The 23,920-nt window shown below is 42.1% G+C and carries 25 protein-coding genes and 1 tRNA gene; 22 read left to right on the plus strand and 4 right to left on the minus strand.

Features of this window, described 5'->3' with window-relative positions:
- Window positions 1–30: 30 nt before the first annotated feature.
- From tuf to BLQ81_RS14380, 11 genes are all read left to right on the plus strand, one after another.
- Complete coding sequence (tuf, locus tag BLQ81_RS14330; RefSeq protein WP_092731187.1) at window positions 31–1,218, plus strand: elongation factor Tu; 1,188 nt, start codon at window positions 31–33, stop codon at window positions 1,216–1,218.
- Window positions 1,219–1,329: 111 nt separating this feature from the next.
- Window positions 1,330–1,400, plus strand: a tRNA-Trp gene (locus tag BLQ81_RS14335).
- Between the two features lie 17 nt (window positions 1,401–1,417).
- Window positions 1,418–1,606, plus strand: coding sequence for a preprotein translocase subunit SecE (gene secE / locus BLQ81_RS14340; protein WP_092731189.1), 189 nt, complete (start codon window positions 1,418–1,420; stop codon window positions 1,604–1,606).
- A 13-nt stretch (window positions 1,607–1,619) separates the two neighbouring features.
- Window positions 1,620–2,177, plus strand: coding sequence for a transcription termination/antitermination protein NusG (nusG, locus tag BLQ81_RS14345; RefSeq protein ID WP_092731191.1), 558 nt, complete (start codon window positions 1,620–1,622; stop codon window positions 2,175–2,177).
- Window positions 2,178–2,180: 3 nt separating this feature from the next.
- Window positions 2,181–2,624, plus strand: a complete 444-nt coding sequence (gene rplK, locus BLQ81_RS14350; RefSeq protein ID WP_092731193.1) for a 50S ribosomal protein L11 — start codon at window positions 2,181–2,183, stop codon at window positions 2,622–2,624.
- 10 nt (window positions 2,625–2,634) lie between these two features.
- The gene (gene rplA / locus BLQ81_RS14355) at window positions 2,635–3,333 is read left to right on the plus strand and encodes a 50S ribosomal protein L1 (protein ID WP_092731195.1); all 699 of its coding nucleotides are present in this window, start codon (window positions 2,635–2,637) and stop codon (window positions 3,331–3,333) included.
- 2 nt (window positions 3,334–3,335) lie between these two features.
- Entirely contained in the window at window positions 3,336–3,878 is a 543-nt protein-coding gene (rplJ, locus tag BLQ81_RS14360) for a 50S ribosomal protein L10 (RefSeq protein ID WP_092731197.1), read from the plus strand.
- Window positions 3,879–3,917: 39 nt separating this feature from the next.
- Complete coding sequence (rplL, locus tag BLQ81_RS14365) at window positions 3,918–4,301, plus strand: 50S ribosomal protein L7/L12 (protein WP_092731199.1); 384 nt, start codon at window positions 3,918–3,920, stop codon at window positions 4,299–4,301.
- Between the two features lie 156 nt (window positions 4,302–4,457).
- The gene (rpoB, locus tag BLQ81_RS14370; RefSeq protein WP_092731201.1) at window positions 4,458–8,333 is read left to right on the plus strand and encodes a DNA-directed RNA polymerase subunit beta; all 3,876 of its coding nucleotides are present in this window, start codon (window positions 4,458–4,460) and stop codon (window positions 8,331–8,333) included.
- Window positions 8,334–8,380: 47 nt separating this feature from the next.
- Entirely contained in the window at window positions 8,381–12,694 is a 4,314-nt protein-coding gene (rpoC, locus tag BLQ81_RS14375; protein WP_092731203.1) for a DNA-directed RNA polymerase subunit beta', read from the plus strand.
- Window positions 12,695–12,761: 67 nt separating this feature from the next.
- Window positions 12,762–13,076, plus strand: coding sequence for a DUF3467 domain-containing protein (locus BLQ81_RS14380; RefSeq protein ID WP_092731205.1), 315 nt, complete (start codon window positions 12,762–12,764; stop codon window positions 13,074–13,076).
- 183 nt (window positions 13,077–13,259) lie between these two features.
- Here the strand turns inward: BLQ81_RS14380 and BLQ81_RS14385 are convergent, their stop codons facing one another.
- The 4 genes from BLQ81_RS14385 to BLQ81_RS14405 form a co-directional block, all read right to left on the minus strand.
- Window positions 13,260–13,586: a helix-turn-helix domain-containing protein gene (locus BLQ81_RS14385; protein WP_092731207.1), complete on the minus strand. Its 327-nt coding sequence runs from the start codon at window positions 13,584–13,586 to the stop codon at window positions 13,260–13,262.
- Window positions 13,576–13,932, minus strand: a complete 357-nt coding sequence (locus tag BLQ81_RS14390) for a type II toxin-antitoxin system RelE/ParE family toxin (protein ID WP_092731209.1) — start codon at window positions 13,930–13,932, stop codon at window positions 13,576–13,578. Before BLQ81_RS14390 ends, BLQ81_RS14385 begins: the two co-directional genes overlap by 11 nt.
- A gap of 326 nt (window positions 13,933–14,258) precedes the next feature.
- Window positions 14,259–14,897, minus strand: coding sequence for a porin family protein (locus tag BLQ81_RS14400; protein ID WP_092731213.1), 639 nt, complete (start codon window positions 14,895–14,897; stop codon window positions 14,259–14,261).
- 125 nt (window positions 14,898–15,022) lie between these two features.
- Window positions 15,023–15,940 (minus strand): hypothetical protein, encoded by a 918-nt coding sequence (locus BLQ81_RS14405; RefSeq protein WP_092731215.1) that lies wholly within the window; start codon window positions 15,938–15,940, stop codon window positions 15,023–15,025.
- A 582-nt stretch (window positions 15,941–16,522) separates the two neighbouring features.
- Between BLQ81_RS14405 and BLQ81_RS14410 the strand changes: the two genes are divergently transcribed.
- From BLQ81_RS14410 to rplV, 11 genes are all read left to right on the plus strand, one after another.
- Window positions 16,523–16,843 (plus strand): hypothetical protein, encoded by a 321-nt coding sequence (locus BLQ81_RS14410; RefSeq protein WP_092731217.1) that lies wholly within the window; start codon window positions 16,523–16,525, stop codon window positions 16,841–16,843.
- A 405-nt stretch (window positions 16,844–17,248) separates the two neighbouring features.
- On the plus strand, window positions 17,249–17,674 hold the full coding sequence (gene rpsL / locus BLQ81_RS14415; RefSeq protein ID WP_092731219.1) for a 30S ribosomal protein S12: 426 nt from the start codon (window positions 17,249–17,251) through the stop codon (window positions 17,672–17,674).
- A gap of 18 nt (window positions 17,675–17,692) precedes the next feature.
- A complete protein-coding gene (gene rpsG, locus BLQ81_RS14420; RefSeq protein ID WP_092731221.1) occupies window positions 17,693–18,160 on the plus strand; it encodes a 30S ribosomal protein S7 in 468 nt (155 codons plus the stop codon).
- Between the two features lie 5 nt (window positions 18,161–18,165).
- Entirely contained in the window at window positions 18,166–20,283 is a 2,118-nt protein-coding gene (fusA, locus tag BLQ81_RS14425; protein ID WP_092731223.1) for an elongation factor G, read from the plus strand.
- An 11-nt stretch (window positions 20,284–20,294) separates the two neighbouring features.
- Window positions 20,295–20,600: a 30S ribosomal protein S10 gene (gene rpsJ, locus BLQ81_RS14430; RefSeq protein ID WP_024284766.1), complete on the plus strand. Its 306-nt coding sequence runs from the start codon at window positions 20,295–20,297 to the stop codon at window positions 20,598–20,600.
- 245 nt (window positions 20,601–20,845) lie between these two features.
- The gene (gene rplC, locus BLQ81_RS14435) at window positions 20,846–21,478 is read left to right on the plus strand and encodes a 50S ribosomal protein L3 (protein WP_092731282.1); all 633 of its coding nucleotides are present in this window, start codon (window positions 20,846–20,848) and stop codon (window positions 21,476–21,478) included.
- Between the two features lie 3 nt (window positions 21,479–21,481).
- Window positions 21,482–22,111: a 50S ribosomal protein L4 gene (gene rplD / locus BLQ81_RS14440; protein ID WP_092731225.1), complete on the plus strand. Its 630-nt coding sequence runs from the start codon at window positions 21,482–21,484 to the stop codon at window positions 22,109–22,111.
- A gap of 4 nt (window positions 22,112–22,115) precedes the next feature.
- Complete coding sequence (rplW, locus tag BLQ81_RS14445) at window positions 22,116–22,403, plus strand: 50S ribosomal protein L23 (RefSeq protein ID WP_077346312.1); 288 nt, start codon at window positions 22,116–22,118, stop codon at window positions 22,401–22,403.
- 13 nt (window positions 22,404–22,416) lie between these two features.
- Window positions 22,417–23,241 carry a 50S ribosomal protein L2 gene (gene rplB, locus BLQ81_RS14450; protein WP_092731227.1) on the plus strand — a complete coding sequence of 275 codons (825 nt, stop codon included), beginning with the start codon at window positions 22,417–22,419 and terminating at the stop codon, window positions 23,239–23,241.
- A 2-nt stretch (window positions 23,242–23,243) separates the two neighbouring features.
- Window positions 23,244–23,522 carry a 30S ribosomal protein S19 gene (rpsS, locus tag BLQ81_RS14455; protein ID WP_074226879.1) on the plus strand — a complete coding sequence of 93 codons (279 nt, stop codon included), beginning with the start codon at window positions 23,244–23,246 and terminating at the stop codon, window positions 23,520–23,522.
- 2 nt (window positions 23,523–23,524) lie between these two features.
- The gene (gene rplV / locus BLQ81_RS14460; protein WP_092731229.1) at window positions 23,525–23,917 is read left to right on the plus strand and encodes a 50S ribosomal protein L22; all 393 of its coding nucleotides are present in this window, start codon (window positions 23,525–23,527) and stop codon (window positions 23,915–23,917) included.
- Window positions 23,918–23,920: the final 3 nt, after the last annotated feature.

Below are 23,920 nucleotides of genomic sequence, written 5' to 3' on the forward strand. Positions count from 1 at the left end.
TCTTTAAACTTAAACTGAGGATTTTCACGCATGGCAAAAGCAACCTTCGACCGTTCCAAGCCGCACGTTAACATCGGTACGATTGGACACGTAGACCATGGCAAAACAACCCTGACTGCCGCCATCACTACCGTATTGGCTAAAAAAGGTCTTTCTGAATTGAGAGATTTCTCTTCAATTGATAACGCTCCTGAAGAGAAAGAAAGAGGTATTACTATCAATACTTCACACGTAGAATATCAGACTGAAAACAGGCACTACGCTCACGTAGATTGCCCTGGTCACGCTGACTACGTTAAAAACATGGTAACTGGTGCTGCCCAGATGGACGGTGCTATCCTTGTAGTAGCTGCAACTGACGGCCCAATGCCTCAGACTAGAGAGCACATCCTATTGGCTCGTCAGGTAGGTGTACCTCAGCTTGTAGTATTTATGAACAAAGTCGACATGGTTGACGATCCTGAGCTTCTTGAGCTAGTGGAAATGGAAATCAGAGAACTTCTTTCATTCTATGATTTTGACGGAGACAACATTCCAGTAATCGCTGGATCTGCACTTGGAGCCTTGAATGGTGAAGATAAGTGGGTTGAATCTGTTATGGAGTTGATGAACGCAGTAGATTCATTCATTCCGATTCCTCCTCGTTTGGTTGACAAAGATTTCTTGATGCCGGTTGAAGACGTATTCTCGATCACAGGTCGTGGTACTGTAGCTACAGGTAGAATCGAAAGAGGTGTAATCAACTCTGGCGAACCGGTTGACATTATCGGTATGGGTGCAGAAGGCTTGAAGTCTACAGTTACTGGTGTTGAGATGTTCCGTAAAATCCTTGATAGAGGAGAAGCTGGTGATAACGTAGGTCTATTGCTTAGAGGTATTGAAAAATCACAGATTAAGCGTGGTATGATTATCTGTAAGCCAGGATCTGTGAAGCCTCACGCTCACTTTAAGGCTGAAGTTTATGTTCTTTCAAAAGAAGAAGGTGGACGTCACACACCATTCTTCAACAAATACAGACCACAGTTCTACCTTAGAACTACGGATGTAACTGGCGAGATCAAACTTCCAGAAAACGTTGAAATGGTTATGCCAGGTGATAACGTAACTATCGAAGTTACCCTTCTTAATGCAGTGGCATTGGAAAAAGGTCTTCGATTTGCAATTAGAGAAGGTGGTAGAACAGTAGGTGCCGGTCAGGTTACCGAAATTCTTGACTAATCATACTTAATTACAAGTAAACTATGCGATCCCAAATTAATTTGGGATCGCATTTGTTTCTAAAGACATTATTCCTAATTTTGCGTTCCCATTTACGGAGCGTTCATTCATACGGGCATAGTTCAATGGTAGAATAGCGGTCTCCAAAACCGTTGATGGGAGTTCGAATCTCTCTGCCCGTGCAGCAAGTAAGTAGACTATGAATCTTAAAAACTTTGTCCTTGAATCTTACGATGAGATGGTAAATAAGGTCACTTGGCCTAAATTTTCATCCCTTCAGAATAGTGCCGTATTGGTGTTGGTGGCATCTCTCATTTTCGCGCTGTTTATCGGTGTGGTGGATTTGGGATTTGAGAACATCATGACATGGTTTTATGATTTATTCTAATTGACATTACAGAATGGCTGAACATAAGTGGTACGTACTCAGAGTAGTAGCAGGACAGGAGAAGAAGACCAAGACTTATTTGGATAATGAAATCCAAAGACAGAAAATTGGCGAGTTTATTCCTGAAGTTCTGATTCCTTCTGAGAAGGTATATGAAATGCGAAATGGCAAAAAGCGTGTCCGAGAGAGAAATTTCTTTCCGGGATATGTTTTGGTCAATGCAGATCTTTCCAACGGTGAAGCCAATCACGTAATAACGAGTATCCCGGGTGTCATCGGGTTTCTTGGATCAAACCATGGGGGAGCTTCCAAAACCCCTGAACCGTTACGCCAATCAGAAATCAACCGTATTTTAGGTAAGGTTGAGGAGATTGATGAGTTTGCCGAGAAGCAGGACACACCATTTATAGTAGGAGAGGCCGTAAAAGTAATGGACGGTCCCTTCAGTGGTTTCACTGGGACAATTGAGGAGATATTTGAGGAGAAGAAGAAGCTTAATGTTATGGTTAAGATCTTCGGCCGAAATACTCCTGTTGAATTAAACTTTATACAAGTAGAAAAACAAGACTAAGCAATGGCTAAGGAAATCACTGGTTATGTAAAACTGCAGGTGAAAGGTGGCCAGGCTAATCCGTCACCTCCAGTAGGTCCAGCTCTTGGTTCCAAGGGTTTGAACATTATGGAGTTCTGTAAGCAGTTCAACGCACGGACCCAAGAAAAAATGGGCACGGTGCTTCCGGTACTGATTACGGTTTTTTCTGACAAGTCTTTTGAGTTTGTGGTAAAAACTCCACCGGCAGCCAATTTGCTGTTGGAAGCTGCAAAAATCAAAAGCGGTTCAGCGGAACCAAATAGAAAGAAAGTAGGATCAGTTACCTGGGATCAGGTAAAGGTGATTGCTGAGACGAAAATGCCTGACCTAAATGCTTTCAGAATTGAGTCTGCCATGAAAATGGTAGCTGGTACTGCACGAAGCATGGGTATAACAGTATCTGGTAAAGCCCCTTGGGAAGTATAAATAAAAAACAATGGCTAAGTTAACAAAAAAGCAAAAAGAAGCTCTTTCTAAGTACGACGCAAGCCAAGTGTACTCCCTGGAGGCAGCTTCTTCACTCGTTAAGGAAATTACTCTGACAAAGTTTGATGCATCTGTGGATGTTGACGTTCGTTTAGGCGTCGATCCCCGGAAGGCTGATCAAATGGTACGAGGTGTAGTAGCACTTCCTCACGGTACAGGCAAAGACATCAAAGTATTGGTTCTTTGTACTCCTGACAAAGCAGCAGAAGCAACTGAAGCAGGTGCAGATTACGTTGGTTTGGACGATTACATTGCCAAGATAGAAGGCGGATGGGTTGACATTGATGTCATCATCACGATGCCTAATGTTATGGCAAAAGTAGGTAGGTTAGGTAGAGTATTGGGTCCTCGTGGCTTAATGCCAAACCCTAAATCAGGAACAGTTACTCTTGATGTGGCTAAGGCAGTTAGAGAAGTAAAAGCCGGTAAAATCGACTTCAAAGTTGATAAATTTGGAATTATCCATGCCGGTGTTGGAAAGGTATCTTTTTCTCCAGAGCAAATCGAAGAGAACGTGAAAGAACTTATCATGACTATCTCCAAGTTGAAGCCATCTTCTTCTAAAGGTACATATTTCAAAAGTATTCATTTGTCAAGCACAATGTCTCCGGGTATTGCTGTAGACAAGGGTAGCATTCAAGGTATTTAATCATGACTAGAGACGAAAAGAAAGTTATAATCGACAGTCTGACTGAGAAACTAAAGGAAAACCCTTTCTTCTACATCACTGATGCTTCCGGATTCTCTGTAGCTCAGGTGAATGCATTCAGAAGGACTTGTTACGAAAAAGGTGTTGAGTACAAAGTGTACAAGAATACCCTGATCGCAAAAGCTCTTGGAAATCTGGATGCGGACTACTCCAAACTTGCGAGTGGTGCATTGAAAGGGTTCTCCGGAATTATTTTCTCAAAAGAGACTAGTAACCTACCAGCAAAAGTATTGCTGGATTTCAGAAAGAAAATAGGTAAAAAAGAGACTAGACCAGTATTTAAAGGTGCAGGTATCGATTCAGATGTGTTTCTGGGCGAAAACAACCTTGAGTTACTATCTAACCTCAAGTCTAAGCAAGAATTGCTTGGCGATCTTATCGGATTGCTTCAATCTCCTGCTAAGAATCTTGTTTCTGCATTGCAGTCAGGACAGAACAACATTACTGGTGTTCTTAAGACTCTTGCTGAGCGAGAATCAAAATAATCTTATCAAATCATTCAAAAACAATTAAATAATAATACAATGGCAGATCTTACACAACTTGCAGAACAGTTGGTAAACTTGACTGTAAAAGAAGTTAAAGAATTAACAGACATCCTAAAGGATCAGTATGGCATTGAGCCTGCTGCTGCTGGTGCTATCATGGTAGCTGGTGGTGGTGCTGGTGCTGGCGAGGTTGCAGTTGAAGAAGAGAAAACATCTTTCGACGTAATCCTTAAAGCTGCTGGAGCTTCCAAGCTTGCAGTAGTGAAACTGGTTAAAGAATTAACTGGTCTTGGATTGAAAGAGGCAAAAGATCTTGTAGACAGCGCTCCTAAAGCCCTTAAAGAAGGTATTTCTAAGGACGAAGCTGAAGCTCTGAAAAAGTCTCTTGAAGAGGCTGGTGCTGAAGTAGAGATCAAATAATTTGCTGATTTCGCGCCATTAGGTTCGAAATTAGCCCCAAGACCTGACTTATTAAGTCAGGTCTTTTCCTGTTTATGCTCAGGTTAATAATTGCATTATTTCAAGTGATTATTGTCACTTTCTGATATTAAATTTCACCATAAACTATACACTACCTTGGCTATCAAGAATCAAACCGAAAGGAAAAGTTTCTCCTCCATTAAGGTGGTCAAAGACTATCCCGATTTTCTCGATATTCAACTCCAGTCTTTTAAAGACTTTTTTCAGTTGGATACTCCCGCAGAAAAGCGCCGGGCAGATGGGTTGTTCAAAGTTTTCGCTGAAAACTTTCCCATCAGCGATTCCAGAGAAAATTTCACTTTGGAATTCATCGACTACGCAGTAGATCCGCCTAAGTACAGTGTGGAAGAGTGCATCGATAGGGGATTGACCTATTCAGTACCGCTTAAAGCAAAATTGAGATTACTTTGTCATGATGAGGACAATGAGGATTTCGAAACCATCGAGCAAGAAGTGTTTCTTGGCAATCTTCCTTACATGACTGAAAAAGGGTCATTTGTAATCAATGGAGCCGAGCGGGTAATTGTTTCTCAATTGCACCGTTCTCCGGGGGTGTTCTTTGCACAAAGCAAGCATACCAACGGTACCAAGTTATACTCTGCCAGAATTATTCCTTTCAAAGGTTCTTGGATCGAATTTGCAACTGACATCAACAATGTCATGTATGCTTACATCGACCGTAAGAAAAAATTCCCGGTTACTACTTTGCTTCGTGCAATCGGATACGGTTCAGATAAAGATATTCTGGATTTATTCGGTCTTTCTGAAGAGGTAGCTGCTACTAAGGCCGCGCTTAAAAAAGCGGGAGGACGTAAATTGGCCGCAAGAGTATTAAGAACTTGGGTGGAGGATTTCGTGGATGAAGATACCGGTGAGGTAGTTTCTATCGATCGAAACGAGGTATTGCTTGAGCGTGATACTGTTTTGACTGAAGAAGATATTGAAATGATCTTGGATTCAGGCTCCAAGTCCATCATTCTCCATAGAGAAGATGTGAACGTGGCTGATTTCTCTATCATCTATAATACGTTACAAAAAGATAACTCCAACTCTGAAAAAGAAGCCGTGGAAGTTATCTATCGTCAACTTAGAAATACCGAGGCACCTGATGAGTCTACAGCTCGTGAGGTAATCCAAAGCTTGTTCTTTTCAGATAAGCGTTATGATCTTGGTGAAGTTGGTCGTTACAGAATAAATAAAAAACTTGGTCTTGATATTGAGCCTGAGAAAATTGTTTTGACTAAGCAGGATATTATTTCCATCGTGAAATATCTGATTGGTTTGATCAATTCGAAGGCTGTTGTCGATGACATTGACCACTTGTCCAACAGACGAGTGAGAACTGTTGGTGAGCAGCTGTACAGTCAATTCGGTGTAGGTTTAGCCAGAATGGCCAGAACGATCCGTGAAAGAATGAACGTTCGTGACAATGAAGACTTCAAACCAGTCGATTTGATCAATGCCAGAACGCTTTCTTCCGTGATCAACTCCTTCTTTGGTACCAACCAACTTTCTCAGTTCATGGACCAGACTAACCCGCTGGCAGAGTTGACTCACAAGAGAAGGCTTTCAGCTTTGGGTCCAGGTGGTCTTTCCAGAGAAAGAGCAGGTTTCGAGGTTCGTGACGTTCACTATACACACTACGGCCGTCTGTGTACTATCGAAACTCCTGAAGGCCCAAATATCGGTCTGATTTCCTCCCTATGTGTTCACGCGAAAGTGAACTCTATGGGATTCCTAGAGACTCCTTACAGAAAGGTGGCTGAAGGTAAAGTTGGAATGAAGGTAGAAGACATCGTATTCCTTACAGCCGAAGAAGAAGATAATCATAACATCGCTCAGGCAAATGCGCCATTGGATGATGCTGGTAAATTTATCAATGAAAAGGTAAAAGCAAGGTTTGAAGGGGATTTCCTGGTTCTTGAGCCAAGCGAGATTACCTATATGGATGTTGCTCCAAATCAGATTGTATCAGTAGCAGCTTCTCTAATTCCATTCCTCGAGCATGATGATGCAAACCGAGCCTTGATGGGCTCAAACATGCAACGTCAAGCAGTTCCATTGTTGAAAGCTGAGGCCCCAATTGTGGGTACAGGTTTGGAATCAAAAGCAGCGATCGACTCCAGGGCGCTGATTATTGCAGAGGCCAATGGGGTTGTGGAATATGTTGATGCAAAGAATATTACCATCAAGTATGATCTGACTTCCGACGAACTGTTGGTGAATTTTACCAATGAGTATAAAAGCTACGATCTGATCAAATTCAGAAGAACTAACCAGGATACGACAATCAACTTGACACCATTGGTGCTGAAAGGTGAGAAAATTTCCAAGGGACAAGTTCTTGTGGAAGGGTATTCTACCAACAACGGAGAGCTAGCTTTGGGTAAAAACCTTAAAGTTGCCTACATGCCATGGCAAGGATATAACTTCGAAGATGCGATTGTAATTTCTGAGCGGGTGGTTCGAGAAGACATCTTTACCTCTATTCACGTTGAGGAGTTCCAACTTGAAGTTCGTGACACGAAGCGGGGTGAAGAAGAATTGACTTCCGAAATTCCAAACGTATCGGAGGAAGCTGTTAAGCACCTTGATGAAGATGGAATTATCCGTATCGGTGCAGAAGTAAAAGAAGGTGACATTATCATTGGTAAGATCACTCCAAAAGGGGAAACTGATCCGACTCCTGAAGAAAAACTGCTAAGAGCAATTTTTGGCGATAAAGCAGGGGATGTGAAAGATGCTTCATTAAAAGCTTCTCCTTCTTTGAATGGTGTGGTCATTGAGACTAAACTATTCTCCCGACCTAAAAAGGATAAGGATAACAGAGCAAAGTCTAAAGCTGAAGTTGAAAAACTGAAAGGTAAATATTCTAAGGATCTCCTTGGAATCAGAGCCAGAATGATCAATAAGTTGGTAACGATTTTGGATGGCAAAACTTCCTTGGGAGTGCGTCACAAATTTGGAGATGAAATCATCACCAAAGGCACCAAATTCAATCTAAAGAACATTGAAAATAATCTTTTCCCTGCTAAGAACCCTTACAGAGATGAGTCTAACTATAATGTTCCTGAAGAAGCTAACCTGATTTCAGATATCATTTTAGATGACTGGACAGATGATGCGTATACCAATTCATTGATTGTCAAATTGGTGAAAAATTACACCAATTCCAGAAATGAGATTTCTGGCCTATTTAAGCGTGATAGATTTACACTTGAAGTAGGGGATGAATTGCCTGCTGGCATTGTGAAGCTTGCTAAAGTTTACATTGCCAAGAAGCGTAAGCTGAAAGTAGGGGATAAAATGGCAGGTCGTCACGGAAACAAAGGTATTGTGGCTCGTATCGTAAGAGACGAAGACATGCCTTTCCTGGAAGATGGAACTCCAATGGACATCGTGTTGAACCCACTGGGTGTACCTTCTCGAATGAACATTGGACAAATCTTCGAAACTGTATTGGCTTGGGCTGGGCAGCGTTTGGGTAAGAAATATGCAACTCCAATCTTCGACGGAGCAACTTTGGAAGAAGTAGCTGCAGAATTGGAACTTGCAGGTGTTCCACCTTATGGAAGAACCTACCTATACGATGGTCTTTCTGGAAACAGATTCGATCAGCCAGTTACAGTAGGTGTTTCCTACATGCTGAAATTAGGTCACTTGGTGGATGACAAGATGCACGCTCGTTCAATCGGTCCATACTCGCTCATTACACAGCAGCCGTTGGGTGGTAAAGCGCAGTTCGGTGGTCAGCGATTTGGAGAAATGGAAGTTTGGGCATTGGAAGCATTCGGTGCATCACACGTTCTTCAGGAAATCCTGACGGTGAAGTCTGATGACGTAATCGGTAGAGCGAAAGCTTATGAAGCGATCGTGAAAGGTGAAAACCTTCCTAAACCTAACATCCCTGAATCATTCAATGTATTGGTTCATGAATTGAGAGGTTTGGCTCTTGAAATTACTTTGGATTAATTTGGCTCATAGGGCGAGCAATCGCCCTTAACATATCTCAAAAAATTATGTCGTTTAGAAAAAATAAAAAACTCAACAACGATTTTTCCAGAGTTACGATCAGCTTGGCCTCTCCAGAATCAATTTTGGATAGTTCAAATGGTGAAGTGACTCAGCCAGAGACAATCAACTACAGAACATATAAGCCAGAAATGGGTGGGTTGTTTTGTGAGCGAATCTTTGGTCCTGTAAAGGACTGGGAATGTCATTGTGGTAAATACAAGCGAATCAGATATAAAGGAATCATCTGCGACCGTTGCGGTGTGGAGGTGACTGAGAAAAAAGTGCGTCGTGAGCGCATGGGACACATCGAATTGGTTGTTCCTGTAGCACACATTTGGTACTTCAAATCTCTTCCTAATAAAATCGGTTACCTTCTTGGTCTTCCTACCAAAAAGCTGGACCAGATTGTTTACTACGAGCGCTATGCAGTAGTTCAGCCTGGTATCAAAGCAGAGGAAGGTGTTCAATATTTAGACTTCCTGACCGAAGATGAGTATTTGGATATCATGGATAAGCTTCCTAAGGAGAACCATTCTCTGGATGATGCAGATCCAAACAAATTCATCGCCAAGATGGGTGCTGAGGCTCTTGAGATGTTGTTGGCAAGATTGGATCTCGATGATCTTTCTTACTCACTCCGTCATCAGGCAGCTACCGATACTTCGCAGCAGCGTAAGGCTGAAGCCTTGAAGCGTCTGAAAGTGGTCGAAGCATTCCGTGATGCAAGAACAAGAATCGAAAACCGTCCTGAGTGGATGGTAGTTCGTATGGTTCCTGTGATTCCACCGGAATTGCGTCCATTGGTTCCTTTGGATGGTGGTCGTTTTGCGACTTCCGATTTGAATGATCTATATAGAAGAGTAATTATCAGAAATAACCGTCTGAAGCGTTTGATCGATATCAAAGCTCCTGAGGTTATTTTAAGAAATGAGAAGCGAATGTTGCAGGAAGCTGTGGATTCACTTTTTGACAACTCAAGAAAAGTAAATGCGGTAAGATCCGATGGAAACCGTGCCTTGAAGTCCCTTTCTGATATGTTGAAAGGAAAGCAGGGTCGTTTCCGTCAAAACTTGCTCGGTAAGCGTGTGGATTACTCCGGTCGATCTGTGATCGTCGTAGGTCCTGAGCTGAAACTGCACGAGTGTGGACTTCCTAAAAATATGGCAGCTGAACTTTTCAAGCCATTTATCATCAGGAAACTGATCGAAAGAGGCATTGTAAAGACCGTAAAATCTGCAAAGAAAATTGTGGACCGTAAGGATCCGGTAGTTTGGGATATCTTGGAAAACGTATTGAAAGGACACCCTGTTCTTTTGAACCGTGCTCCAACACTTCACAGACTTGGTATCCAAGCTTTCCAACCGAAATTGATCGAAGGAAAAGCAATCCAGCTTCACCCATTGGTATGTACTGCATTCAACGCCGATTTTGACGGTGACCAGATGGCGGTTCACGTACCTCTCGGACATGAGGCAATCCTGGAAGCTTCGACTTTGATGCTTTCTTCACACAATATCCTAAACCCTGCCAACGGAGCGCCGATCACGGTACCTTCTCAGGACATGGTTTTGGGCCTCTATTATGTGACTAAAGGCAAAAAATCTACTCCTGAAGAAATCGTTGCTGGTGAAGGCATGACTTTCTACAGTCAGGAAGAGGTAATCATTGCCATGAACGAAGGCAAAATCTCCAAGCACGCCAACATCAAGTGTAAGGTAAAAGTAAAAGATTCCGAGGGAGTGATCGCAGACAAGATCATCGAAACCGTTGCAGGTCGATTGATCTTCAACCAGTTTGTTCCTGAGGAAGTAGGGTATGTAAATGAGCTTTTGACCAAGAAAAAACTACAGCAGATTATTGCTGAGGTGGTAAAAGTTTGTGGCATCGCCCGTACTGCACAATTCCTTGATGACATCAAGCACTTGGGTTTCCAAATGGCATACCAAGGTGGTCTTTCTATGGGACTGAATGACGTAATTATTCCTGATGAGAAAGTTCCGATGATCGCCAAGGCGAAAGAGGAAGTAGATCAGGTTTGGAACAACTACCTCATGGGTCTGATCACCGACAATGAACGATACAATCAAGTAATTGACATCTGGACTCGTACCAACTCTCATTTGACTAACATTCTTATGAAGCAGATGGAAGAGGATAAGCAAGGATTCAATGCTATCTACATGATGATGCACTCAGGAGCCAGAGGTTCAAGAGAGCAAATCCGTCAGTTGGGTGGAATGAGAGGTCTGATGGCGAAGCCGCAGAAAAACCTTCAAGGTTCTGTTGGTGAAATTATTGAAAACCCAATTCTTTCCAACTTCAAAGAAGGACTGGACGTATTGGAATACTTCATCTCTACACACGGTGCTCGTAAAGGTCTAGCCGATACAGCATTGAAAACTGCCGATGCGGGTTATTTGACCCGTCGTTTGGTAGATGTTGCTCAGGACATGATTGTTACCGAAGAAGATTGCGGTACCTTGAGAGGTCTGGTAGTACAACCATTGAAAGACAACGAGGAAATCGTTGAGCCACTTTCTGAGAGAATCCTCGGCAGAGTATCTGTACACGACGTGTACGATCCGATCACGGATCAATTGATCATTCCTGCCGGAATAGAAATTGGAGATGACGTTGCCAAAATGGTGGACGAATCTGCTATCGAAGAGGTGGAAATCAGATCAGTATTGACTTGCGAAACCAGAAGAGGGATTTGCGCAAAATGCTACGGAAGAAACTTGGCTACCGGTAATATGGTGCAGGCAGGTGAATCTGTGGGTGTTATTGCTGCACAGTCTATCGGTGAACCGGGTACACAGCTTACCTTGAGAACATTCCACGTAGGTGGTACAGCTTCCAACATGGCAGTAGATGCTTCCATTCCGGCTAAGTTTGACGGGGTAATCGAGTTCGATGAGGAATTGAGATACATCGAGACGACCAACAAAGATGGCGAAGCAGTCACTATGGTGATGGGCCGTTCCGGCGAAATCAAGATCAACGAAGCGAAAACCGGAAAGACTCTGGTATCAAACCACGTTCCTTACGGCGCGATGTTGAATGTGAAAGATGGGCAGAAAATCGCTAAAGGACATTCCTTATGTACTTGGGATCCTTACAATGCGGTCATTCTTTCAGAATTCGATGGTAAAGTTGAATTCGAAGCGGTCATTGAAGGGATTACTTATAAGGAAGTGGCTGATGATCAGACTGGCTTCCGAGAGAAAGTAATTATCGAAACAAAAGACAGGACTAAGAATCCTTCAATTATTATCAATCACGGTGATGATTCCAAAGCTTACAATATTCCGGTTGGAGCTCACCTTGCTGTAGAAGCTGGTGAAAAAGTGAAGTCCGGGCAAATCTTGGTGAAAATCCCAAGATCAGTTGGTAAGACAAGAGATATTACCGGTGGTCTTCCACGAGTTACAGAATTGTTTGAAGCAAGAAACCCATCCAACCCGGCTGTGGTATCTGAAATCGACGGTGTCGTGACTTATGGTGGTATCAAGCGAGGTAACAGAGAGATCATCATCGAATCAAAAGATGGTGTGATCAAGAAATACATGGTATCTCTTTCGAAGCACATCTTGGTTCAGGAAAATGACTTTATCCGTGCGGGTGAGCCATTGTCTGATGGAGCAATCACTCCAAATGACATCCTTTCCATCAAAGGACCAACTGCTGTTCAGGAATATTTGGTGAACGAAATTCAGGAAGTTTACAGACTTCAGGGTGTGAAGATCAACGATAAGCACATCGAAGTAATTGTAACTCAAATGATGCAGAAAGTAGAAATACTTGATGCGGGTGATACAGGATTCCTTCAAAATCAAATCGTAGATAAGTGGGCTTTCCGTGAGGAAAACGACAATATCTTGGACAAGAAGGTAGTAATGGATGCCGGTGATTCTTCTACTTTGAAGCCAGGTATGATCATTTCTGCAAGAAGACTGCGTGATGAGAATTCAAGCTTGAAGCGTAAGGATTTGAAGTTGGTACAGGTAAGAGATGCGGAGACTGCGGTTTCCAAGCCTACACTACAGGGTATCACTGCAGCATCTTTGGGAACTGAAAGCTTTATTTCTGCAGCTTCCTTCCAGGAGACTACCAAGGTGCTTTCTGAGGCGGCCATCAGAGGTAAGCGAGATGAGCTATTGGGCTTGAAGGAAAACGTGATCGTAGGTCACTTGATCCCGGCAGGTACCGGTCAGCGCAGATTGCGTAACCTGATCGTTGGTTCTCAGGAAGAATATGATAAGCTTTCTGAAAACATGGAGCGAACCACCTCCAAAAGATCAAGCGAAGCTATCCTTTAATAGCATTAGTATATCAATCAAAAGGCCTGTACTAATCATACAGGCCTTTTTTTAATTCTAAAATAATATGGAAGACAACAATAGACCAGACCAGCAGATCAATGTAGAGCTATCCGAAGAGGTGGCCGAGGGAGTTTACTCCAATTTGGCGATGATCGCTCACTCCAATTCTGAATTCGTGATCGATTTTATCCGTTTGATGCCGGGAGTGCCTAAGGCAAAAGTGAAATCCAGAATCATAGTGACTCCGGATCATGCGAAGCGATTGCTTGCTGCACTGAAAGATAACATTGAAAAATACGAAGCTGCCTTTGGTAAAATCAACCAAGGAGGAGGCGCTCCATCCTTCCCGATTTCTTTCGGAACGCCGGGAGAGGCTTAGGTTTTCAAAACCTTTTCTGATAAGCCCCAAATGAAGTGTTTTACATCTTGGTTTGGGGCTTTATATTTTTTGTAATTTGTTCAAGCGTTTAGTCCATTTACAGTCTTCTGTTAATCAAGCTCAAAATTTGATGTGCCGACTGGACCGTCACTTTGGGTAATTGATTTGCATTCGGATTTTTTGTCAAGCGAGTTTAACAAAGTTATCTTCAAGTTTTACGTTGAAATTTATTTCTGCTTTTAATGCTTTAAATACTTTCAAAATTGTGTCAATTGTAGCACTATTGGTGCTGCTTTCAAGTTTGGAAATTTGAGCTTTCTGCACGCCAACAAGTTTCCCAAGTTCTTCTTGTGTCAAACGCCTTTCTTGTCTTGCAAGCTTTATCATTTTGCCCAAAACGTCCATACTGAGTTCATATTCGTATTCGTCTCGGTCAGCTGTACCAACTTTTCCGATATACCTATCCTTCATTTCGGCAAGCGAATAAGTTTTGATTTCTTTAGTTGCCATAATAATATTTCTTTAGTTTGTTGTTGAAGTAGTTGTCCTTTAGCCTCACTGCACGGTCGATTTCGTTTTTTGGAACTTTGTCAACCTTTTTTATAAAACCGTGGGTCGCAATTACCAAGGTTTCTTTGTTATCTGTTTTGTCCCAAAATGCTAGAAGTCTAATTTGATGTCCAGCGTATTTTGTGCGAAACTCCCAAATGTCATTTTGAAGTTTCTTTAAAAGTTTTGGATCATTTGTCTGTTCCGCGAGGTCAATATTGTAAAAGATTTTTTTGACGGTCTTTGAGTCAAGTCCGGCAATGAATTTATCGGCCTCTTCTAAAAATCTTGTCTCAAAATATTTTATTCAATATTGTCCTGATTAACGTTACCAAAATAAATCCTGTTTCCAAATATAGAAACTTTAATTTAGGTAATTTCAATCGTTTTTGTTTTCTGAGCTGAATCTCAAAGTTCTATGTGAAGTCAATTTATTTCTTTGAGTTTTCATTATCGGCTCTGTGAGTGTCTCACTCACGGAAAAAGGCTGATTTGAACCCGGTTGGGTGTAAATTAATATTGCCCTTAGGAGTACTGAGAGACAAATTTCTCTTCCAAGGTCTGTGTCCTCACAGGACTTTTTTTGTGTAAACGACATTTTGATTCTTCCATTTTTCCTTCTGATCCAAATAATTACCAAGGGTAAATTGTCAAGTTCAGGGACCAGACCCTGTTGAACGACTGGGGTGATGCGTAAAAAATCGGCTCCAAGGTGACTGGATCAAGAACCCAATGCTTCTTATACATGGTGGTCAGGCCATAGTAATATCGGGCGTCCACCACAAAATGACTACCCAAGCGATAGCCAATCCCCCCCAGTATTCCGGCATCCAAACTTTGCAGGTGATCGTGACTTCCTTCGGAATCATTGTGCGTATATATTTCCTTGTCATGAACCAAAAAACCAATTCTGCCACCTGCCTGAATGAAAAAATTCTTTCCACCGGGGCTGTATCGTGCAGTAATCGGAACAGCCAGATAGTCGAAATTGGTAATGTATTTTCCTGAAAACACATTATCAACACTTCCACCTTGACGACTATAGACCAATTCTCCAGCCAAGGATAATATGTCCGAAAAATCCCTTTCCAATGCCAATCCCACCCGGTATCTCCACAAAGGATCTGTCAAATTGGTGCTGGTTTTTACCCGGCTCAGATTTAGTCCTCCGGTAACTCCATAGCGCATATTGTTCTGGCCATAACTTTCCCAAGAATTTCCAAAAAGAACCCCCCAAGTCACTATGCGGGCTAATACTATGTTGAATTTCATGTTTTTAGGATTTATGGAAGTGAACGTTGATCTAAATACCTTGGAGTGGTTTCGTTATCAATTCCTAGATTTGGAAAGTCCGCCTGCTATCAATCTTTATTATTAAGACAATGCAATTCTGGGATTTATTCCAAAACGACTCGAACCTTTTGGATGGGCAAATTTGATTTTGGGTCAGGTATGAGATGTATATAGTAAACCCCCCTAGGAAAATCCTTGACATCAATTTCAAGTTTTTTATTGGTATGAAATGAGTCCTTAGCCGCTAAATCCTCATGCGCCAATCGTTTTACTGCTTCCATGGATTTCTCAGAATATAGAATCAAATCAAAAGAAACGATATGGGAAGAGACATCTCTTTCAAATTCGATTGACAATAAATCAGTGGCAGGATTTGGATAGACCGTTTTAAGATATCCGCCAGCAGGAGGAAGATAGAAACAATATGGGATGCCAGTGCCACAAGAATTAGTTGCAGTAACGCAAATTGTAGCTCCGTTTGGGGTAGTGATATAGCAGTCTTGGTTCTGAGGATTTAAGACAGCCGAACCTGAAGAAACATAAAATGAGTAGGTCACTCCTGGGCCACCTGAAGTCTGGCTAAATTGCCACATATTAGATCCAGGGTCAAACAACCAATAATTAGGGTTGGTTATGACGGGCGGCCCCAATTTAATATTGACAACATCACTTTCAAGATTTCCGCAACTGGGAATTACAGCTTTTACTGAATAGGATCCATTTGAGATATTGGCGATGGTGACCGTGCTGGATGTTCCATTTTGAGTAAAGCTACTGCCACCGTTTACCGTTACTCCACCATAGGTCTCCCAAACCAAATTGATAGGGTGAGTACCTTGAAAATTATAATCACTTGTAGCGGTGATACTTCTGGAGTTTCCCGCACAGATGTTAGCTTCAACTGAAATACTCGGTGTAGGTGGTTTTTGTCGAATATATACTCGAATATTTCCACTTATACCCACGTGAGCCACATCTATCCATCCATTTTGTCTAGATGGATCCAGATTCAAGGTTTTCATGATGTCAGACGGAGTGCTACTTACCGTGAAATTGGAGGAAGGAGAAACACTAATCTTCAGATTACTAGGGCCGGGAATTATCACTAAATCAATGTAAACGTTGACATTTGTCTTGTCACATTTAATGTACGCCGTTTGCCCATTCGTATACCAAGTACCATCTATATTCACTCGTGAGGGGAGTACGGCTATAGCGGCTTGAAGTGAGAGAAGCCAGAAAAAACAAACTACACAAAACCTCATTTCATAATGATTTGATTGTAAGGTGAATGTAGTGATTTTTTACAGATATCAGCTAATTAGTCTGTATAGAATATAATGGCCTAGGAGAAATTCGGAGTTCCATCTCGATGGGCATGTGGATATGAATGTCGCCGATTCTTGGTCGAAGTATCCTGCTTGAGACTCTTCTCTCGGTAAGTTTTCTATTTTTTTTTGGAATGCGTCTGCTTCTATTGATTACTCTAGTGATGGTTTCCACCTTTCAGGAAAGCTCCCTTGGAGGATGGTATCGTTTCCTTGGGACGTTTTTCGGATAACTCTGACTATGCTTCCTTGTCTTTAACTGGCATTCGCTGAAATATGGTCCGCTTTGCGAACGGTGAGGCTGGAGAAATTAAGCTCGCGGAGCCTTATTCGGATGATAACTTTATCCTTAATTTCAAAGAAAGCGGAGAAATCACGGGGAAAACCTCTACTAATGAAGCATATGGTGAATATTCCATACTCAATGACCAATTATTGATTTCAAGTTTTACCAATGTTACTGAAATCAATGAGCTTTTTGATGGACGATCGTATATCGAGAAAATGAATAAAGTCAGAACATTCAAGATGTCCTCGAAAGGGCTGCACCTTTTTTATGATGGAATCAGGTTTCTTTTATTTCAGCCAGTCGAATAGTCGCCACTGGATTTATTGGTCGATTTCATTCACATGAGACGAGATTTTTTTGCCCACATCCAACCTAGGAAGGGGCTAAGCGGAATGGAACGGTGAGCGGCCAAGGGGGCGGTCGAAACAAAGCCAGTTCCTTTGAAGGTATTTGCCATCTATACCATTTTTGTGAGTTTGTCGGAAAAGGCCGATTCATCGTTTGCCTACTCTTAAGGAGGATCTTCCATTAGCGAAGTTTTGGATTCTTCTAGCCCTCCTAGCGGACGGGTCTTACAGGTCAGTTTAGTTGCCTGATTTTGAGCTTTTCCTTTACAAAAAATATAACTGCTTAATTTTGTTACTCTTATTAGTTTCTTTACCTTTGCAGTCCAAAATTTAACAGTTTACAGGAAAACTAAATATCATCAGTTAATGCCTACTATTCAACAGTTAGTAAGAAAAGGTAGAACTACACTGGAAATCAAATCAAAGTCTCGGGCTTTGGACGCATGTCCTCAGCGTAGAGGTGTTTGTACCAGAGTATACACTACGACCCCTAAGAAGCCAAACTCCGCGATGAGAAAGGTGGCCAGGGTAAGATTGACGAACGGAAAAGAAGTGAACGCTTACATTCCAGGTGAAGGTCACAATCTACAGGAGCACTCGATCGTATTGATCAGAGGTGGTCGTGTGAAGGATCTTCCAGGTGTAAGATATCACATCATCCGAGGTGCACTTGATACTGCCGGAGTAAAAGACCGTAAGCAAGGTCGCTCCAAGTATGGTGCTAAAAGACCGAAAGCAGGTAAAGGTGCTCCAGCAGCTCCAGCCAAAGGTGCTCAAGGCAAGAAGAAATAACAAAACACTTTAAAAGAAATGAGAAAAGCGAAACCAAAGAAGAGATATATTCTTCCTGATCCAAAGTTCAATGATACTTTGGTGACCAAGTTTGTAAACTGTCTGATGTTTGACGGGAAGAAGAGTATTGCTTACAACATTTTCTATGATGCAGTTGCAAAAGTAGAAGCTAAAGTCGGCGAGAATGGTCTTGAAGTTTGGAAAAAGGCGCTTAACAATATTACTCCTGCCGTAGAGGTAAAGAGTCGTAGAGTTGGAGGTGCTACATTCCAGGTTCCTATGGAAGTCAGACCTGAAAGAAAAGTGTCCCTTGGTATCAAGTGGATGATCAACTACGCTCGTAGAAGAGGTGAGAAAACAATGATGGACCGTTTAGCAGGTGAAATCATCGCGGCAGCAAAAGGCGAAGGAGCCGCTGTCAAGAAAAAAGATGATACGCACAGAATGGCTGAGGCTAACAAAGCATTCTCACACTTTAGATTTTAATTAGAATGGCAAGAGATTTAAAATATACCAGAAATATTGGTATTGCCGCTCACATTGATGCTGGTAAAACGACTACAACTGAGCGAATCCTTTTTTACTCAGGGGTAAGTCACAAGATCGGTGAAGTTCACGACGGTGCTGCAACAATGGACTGGATGGCGCAAGAGCAGGAGCGAGGGATTACCATCACTTCAGCAGCCACCACAGTTTTTTGGAACTACCGGAACAACAAGTACAATGTTAACATCATAGATACGCCTGGACACGTTGACTTTACTGTTGAGGTTAACCGTTCCCTTCGAATCCTGGATGGCCTAGTTTTCTTGTTTAGTGCTGTGGATGGTGTAGAGCCACAGTCTGAGACCAACTGGAGATTGGCAGATAATTATAAAGTAGCCCGTATTGGTTTCGTTAACAAAATGGACCGTGCAGGTGCTAACTTTTTGGAAGTTTGTAAGCAAGTGAAGGAAATGCTAGGAAGCTATGCAGTTCCACTACAGCTTCCAATCGGTTCTGAAGATAAATTCCGTGGTGTAGTTGATTTGATCAACAACCGGGGAATAGTCTGGAATGAGGATGATTTTGGAATGACTTTCCAAGAAGTTCCGATTCCTGAAGATATGCTGGAAGAAGTTGCTGAGTATAGAGAATATCTATTGGAGGCAGTGGCAGATTACGATGAGTCTTTGATGGAGAAATTCTTTGAAGATCCAAATTCAATTACTGAAGCTGAGATTTTGAAAGCACTTAGAGCAGCTACCATCGACATGAAAATTGTCCCTATGGTTTGCGGTTCTTCTTTTAAGAACAAAGGTGTTCAGACCATGCTTGACTTGGTAATGGAATTGCTTCCTTCTCCTTTGGATAAAGAAGCGATTGTTGCGACAAGCTTAGATACGGAAGAGGACGTTGCGATCAATCCTGACGAAAAAGAGCCATTCACTGGCTTGGCATTCAAAATTGCTACTGACCCATTTGTAGGTCGTCTTTGCTTTGTAAGAGCATATTCAGGTACGCTTGAGTCAGGTTCTTATGTATTCAACAGCCGCTCTGGCAATAAGGAGCGTATCTCCCGAGTTTTCCAAATGCACGCCAATAAGCAAAACCAAATCGAAAGACTGGTTGCTGGTGATATTGGTGCAGTAGTAGGTTTTAAAGATATCAAGACTGGAGATACGCTTTGTGACGAAAAGCGCAAGGTAGTATTGGAATCTATGGTGTTCCCTGAACCGGTTATCGGATATGCAATCGAGCCTAAAACTCAGGCGGATGTCGATAAACTAGGTATGGCAATTGCCAAATTGATCGAGGAAGATCCAACACTTCAGGTGAATACTGACCACGAAACTGGTCAGACCATCTTGAGAGGTATGGGTGAACTTCACCTGGAAATCATCATCGACCGATTGAAGCGTGAATTCAAAGTTGAAATCAACCAAGGTGCTCCACAGGTTGCTTACAAAGAAGCTTTATTTGGATCAGTTGAACACAAGGAAGTTTACAAGAAGCAGACGGGTGGTAAAGGTAAATTTGCAGATATCGTATTCGAACTTGGACCTAAGGATCCAGATGCTGAAACCGGTGAAATAAAAGCAGGCCTTGACTTTGTAAATGGTATCGTTGGTGGTGTGATTCCAAAGGAATTCATCGCTCCAGTTCAGAAAGGTTTCCAGGAAGCTATGAAGAATGGTCCTTTGGCTGGTTATCCTATCGAGTCAATGAAAGTGAGATTGTTTCATGGTTCTTACCATGATGTCGATTCAGATGCACTTTCCTTCGAATTGGCTGCTAGAATCGGTTTCAAAGAAGCTGCTAAAAGGTGTAAGCCAGCTTTACTTGAGCCAATCATGGCAGTAGACGTTGTGACTCCGGATGAATACACCGGGCCAATCACAGGTGACCTGAACAGAAGAAGAGGTTTGATGAAAGGAATGGATACAAAAGGATCCTCTACCGTAGTTAAAGCTAATGTTCCTTTGTCCGAATTATTTGGATATGTAACTGACTTGAGAACAATCACCTCTGGTAGAGCGACAGCGTCTTTGACCTTCTCTCACTACGAGCCTGTTCCAAACAACATAGCCGAAGGTGTAATTGCTAAAGTAAAAGGTGAAAAAGCCTAATCTTCAAGAAAATGAACCAGAAAATCAGAATAAAACTAAAATCATACGATCACAGCCTGGTGGATAAGTCATCAGAGAAGATCGTGAAGGCTGTAAAAGCCACCGGTGCAGTAGTAGTTGGACCTATTCCATTGCCGACTAAAAAGGAAAAGTTTACTGTGTTGAAATCTCCACACGTAAACAAGAAAGCCCGAGATCAGTACCAATTGTGTACGTATAAAAGGCTAGTAGATATCTACTCTAACTCTTCCAAAACAGTGGATGCTTTGATGAAAATCGAGCTTCCTAGTGGAGTAGATGTTGAAATCAAAGTCTGACAGTACCTTATAATTACGACTCCAAAAGGCCTGCATACCCTGCAGGTCTTTTGTTTTTTTAGCAATTTTAAAATTTTCGATTGAGATAGGGTTTGAAGTTCTACCCAGACAGAATCATTTTTTCTAATTGTTTGAAAATATTGGAGTTGAGATTTGTTGCCAAATTTTATTTCAGTAACTTTGCAGTCCTTAAAAAGGGCCCAAGTGTATAATCTCTTGTGGATTATCAAATTATCTTATTAAAGATGTCTGGTATTATAGGAAAAAAAGTAGGAATGACTAGCATTTTCAGTGCCGATGGGCGTAACGTCGCATGCACGCTAATAGAAGCTGGTCCTTGCGTAGTGACGCAAGTAAAAAACGTTGAAACAGACGGGTACAACGCAGTGCAGTTGGCATTCGGTGAGCGTAAGGAGAAAAACACTCCTAAGCCACTAATCGGTCATTTTAAAAAGGCCGGTACCACGCCAAAGCAGAAAGTTGTTGAATTCCGTGACTTCAGGGTCGAGTTTGAAGGCCAAGTGGAGCTCGGAAAGACAGTGAATGCCAAAGAGGTTTTCGTAGAAGGTGACTTCGTAGATGCCATTGGTACTTCAAAAGGTAAAGGTTTCCAAGGTGTTGTTAAGCGTCATGGTTTTGCCGGTGTGGGTGGACAAACTCACGGTCAGCATAACAGAGGTAGACACCCGGGTTCCATTGGTGCATGTTCTTGGCCATCCAGAGTATTCAAAGGCATGAGAATGGCCGGAAGAACTGGTGGTGACAGAGTAAAAGTAATCAACCTAAGAGTATTGAAAGTCTATCCTGAGCAGAACCTATTGTTGGTTTCCGGTTCAGTGCCTGGCCCAAAGAACTCTTTTGTAATTCTTGAGAAATAAGCCATGGAATTAGCAGTAATCAATCATAAAGGACAAGATACAGGTAGAAAGGTGACGCTTTCTGACGAGATTTTCGCGATCGAACCAAACGATAACGCAATCTACCTGGATGTGAAGCAGTACCTGGCTAACCAAAGACAGGGAACTCACAAATCAAAGGAAAGAAACGAAGTAGCAGGTTCTACTAAGAAGATCAAAAAGCAAAAAGGTACCGGTGGTGCTCGTGCTGGATCTTTGAAGGCACCTCACTTCCGTGGTGGTGGTAGAGTATTCGGTCCTAGACCAAGAGACTACTCTTTCAAACTCAATAAAAAAGTAAAGCAGTTGGCTCGTAAGTCTGCACTTTCTTATAAAGTGATAGAAAACAGCCTGGTAATCATGGAGGATGTTTCTTTTGATGCTCCAAAAACCAAAAACTATATCGCGTTATTGAATGGACTTTCTCTTTCTGACAAGAAGACCCTATTGGTTCTTCCTACAGAAGACAAGAATGTATTCTTGTCAAGCAGAAACCTTCCAAAAGCGAAAGTAGTGACTGTAAATGATGTAAATACTTACCAAGTTCTCAATGCAGACCAATTGGTTTTGTGCGAAGGATCTGTAAGTAAGTTGGAAACCATTTTATCGAAATAAGACAATGGATATTCTAAAGCAGCCTTTGATTACAGAAAAAATTTCTGCTGGAAATGAGAGAGGTGTCTACGGATTTATTGTAGAAAAAACCGCTGACAAGATTCAGATTAGAAATGCTGTAGAAAAAACATACGGCGTAAAAGTTGTGTCTGTTCGTACCATACGATATGCTGCAAAGCATAAGACGCGCTATACCAAGAATAAGATCGTATCAGGTTTTACCAATGCTTTTAAAAAGGCAATCGTGCAGGTAGCCGATGGTGAGGTAATTGATTTTTACGGAGAAATTTAATTGAATCAATATCATGGCAATTAAAAAAATGAAGCCTGTAACTCCAGGGACAAGATTCAGAGTGGCTCCAGCTTTTGACGAGATTACCAAGTCAAGGCCGGAAAAATCACTTCTTGCTCCTTTGAAGAAATCAGGCGGAAGAAATAATACAGGCAAAATGACTGCTCGCTATATCGGAGGTGGTCATAAGAGAAGACTCAGAATTGTAGACTTCAAAAGAAATAAGTTTGGCGTACCTGCGACAGTGAAAGCTATCGAATATGACCCAAACAGAACAGCTCGTCTTGCCCTACTTTATTATGCGGACGGTGCGAAGGCCTATATTATCGCCCCGGAAGGTTTGACAGTAGGTCAGACAGTGATTTCCGGTGAGCAAGTTGCTCCAGAAGTGGGCAACGCTATGCCAATGGCTAATATCCCGATGGGTACAATTGTACACAATGTGGAATTGAAGCCAGGTAATGGTGGAGCCATGGCAAGAAGTGCGGGAGGGTATGCACAGATCGTAGCTCGTGATGCGAGATACGTAACTGTAAAACTTCCTTCTGGTGAAATGAGACTCGTTTTGGGCACTTGTATGGCAACTGTAGGTACTGTTTCCAACGGAGATCACATGAACGTGGTGTTAGGTAAAGCCGGTCGTAAAAGATGGCTTGGAGTAAGACCTCGTACAAGAGGTGTGGCCATGAACCCAGTTGATCACCCTATGGGTGGTGGTGAAGGCCGTTCTTCAGGTGGACATCCTAGATCAAGAAAAGGACTTCTTTCTAAAGGAAAGAAAACCAGATCTCCTAAGAAGTATTCAAACAAGTTCATCATCAGCAAAAGATCTAAATAATTATGGCACGTTCATTAAAAAAAGGTCCTTATATCGAGCACCATCTGGTGAAGAAAGTAGATGTCATGAACGAGTCAGGCAAGAAATCTGTCATCAAGACTTGGTCAAGACGTTCTATGATTTCACCGGATTTCGTAGGCCATACCTTCGCAGTGCATAACGGAAATAAATTTATCCCGGTGTTTGTCACTGACAACATGGTAGGTCACAAGCTGGGTGAATTTGCTCCGACTAGAAACTTCCGTGGCCACATTGCTAAAAAAGATAAAGGAAAGAGATAATCATGGAAGCAGTAGCAAGATTAAAAAACGTTCCTACATCCCCGCGCAAAATGCGCCTTGTGGCTGACCTCGTGAGAGGTAAGCGAGTAGGATTGGCACTTAGCATTTTGAAATTCACTCCAAATCATGGAGCGATGAAATTGGAGAAACTTCTCCTTTCTGCGGTAGCCAACTGGCAGGCTAAAAATCCTGACGAAAAGCTTGAAGAGGCTGATTTGTATATCAAGACCCTTATGGTTGATGAAGGCAGGTCACTTAAGAGACTAAGACCGGCTCCTCAGGGACGTGGTCATAGAATTCGCAAAAGATCCAATCATGTAACCCTTGTAGTTGACGCGTTCATCGCAGGAGACGTTACCGCTGATTTAGTTGAAACAAACGAAAAGGCAAATTAAGAA

The organism is Algoriphagus alkaliphilus (genome assembly GCF_900103735.1).
Lineage (GTDB): Bacteria > Bacteroidota > Bacteroidia > Cytophagales > Cyclobacteriaceae > Algoriphagus > Algoriphagus alkaliphilus.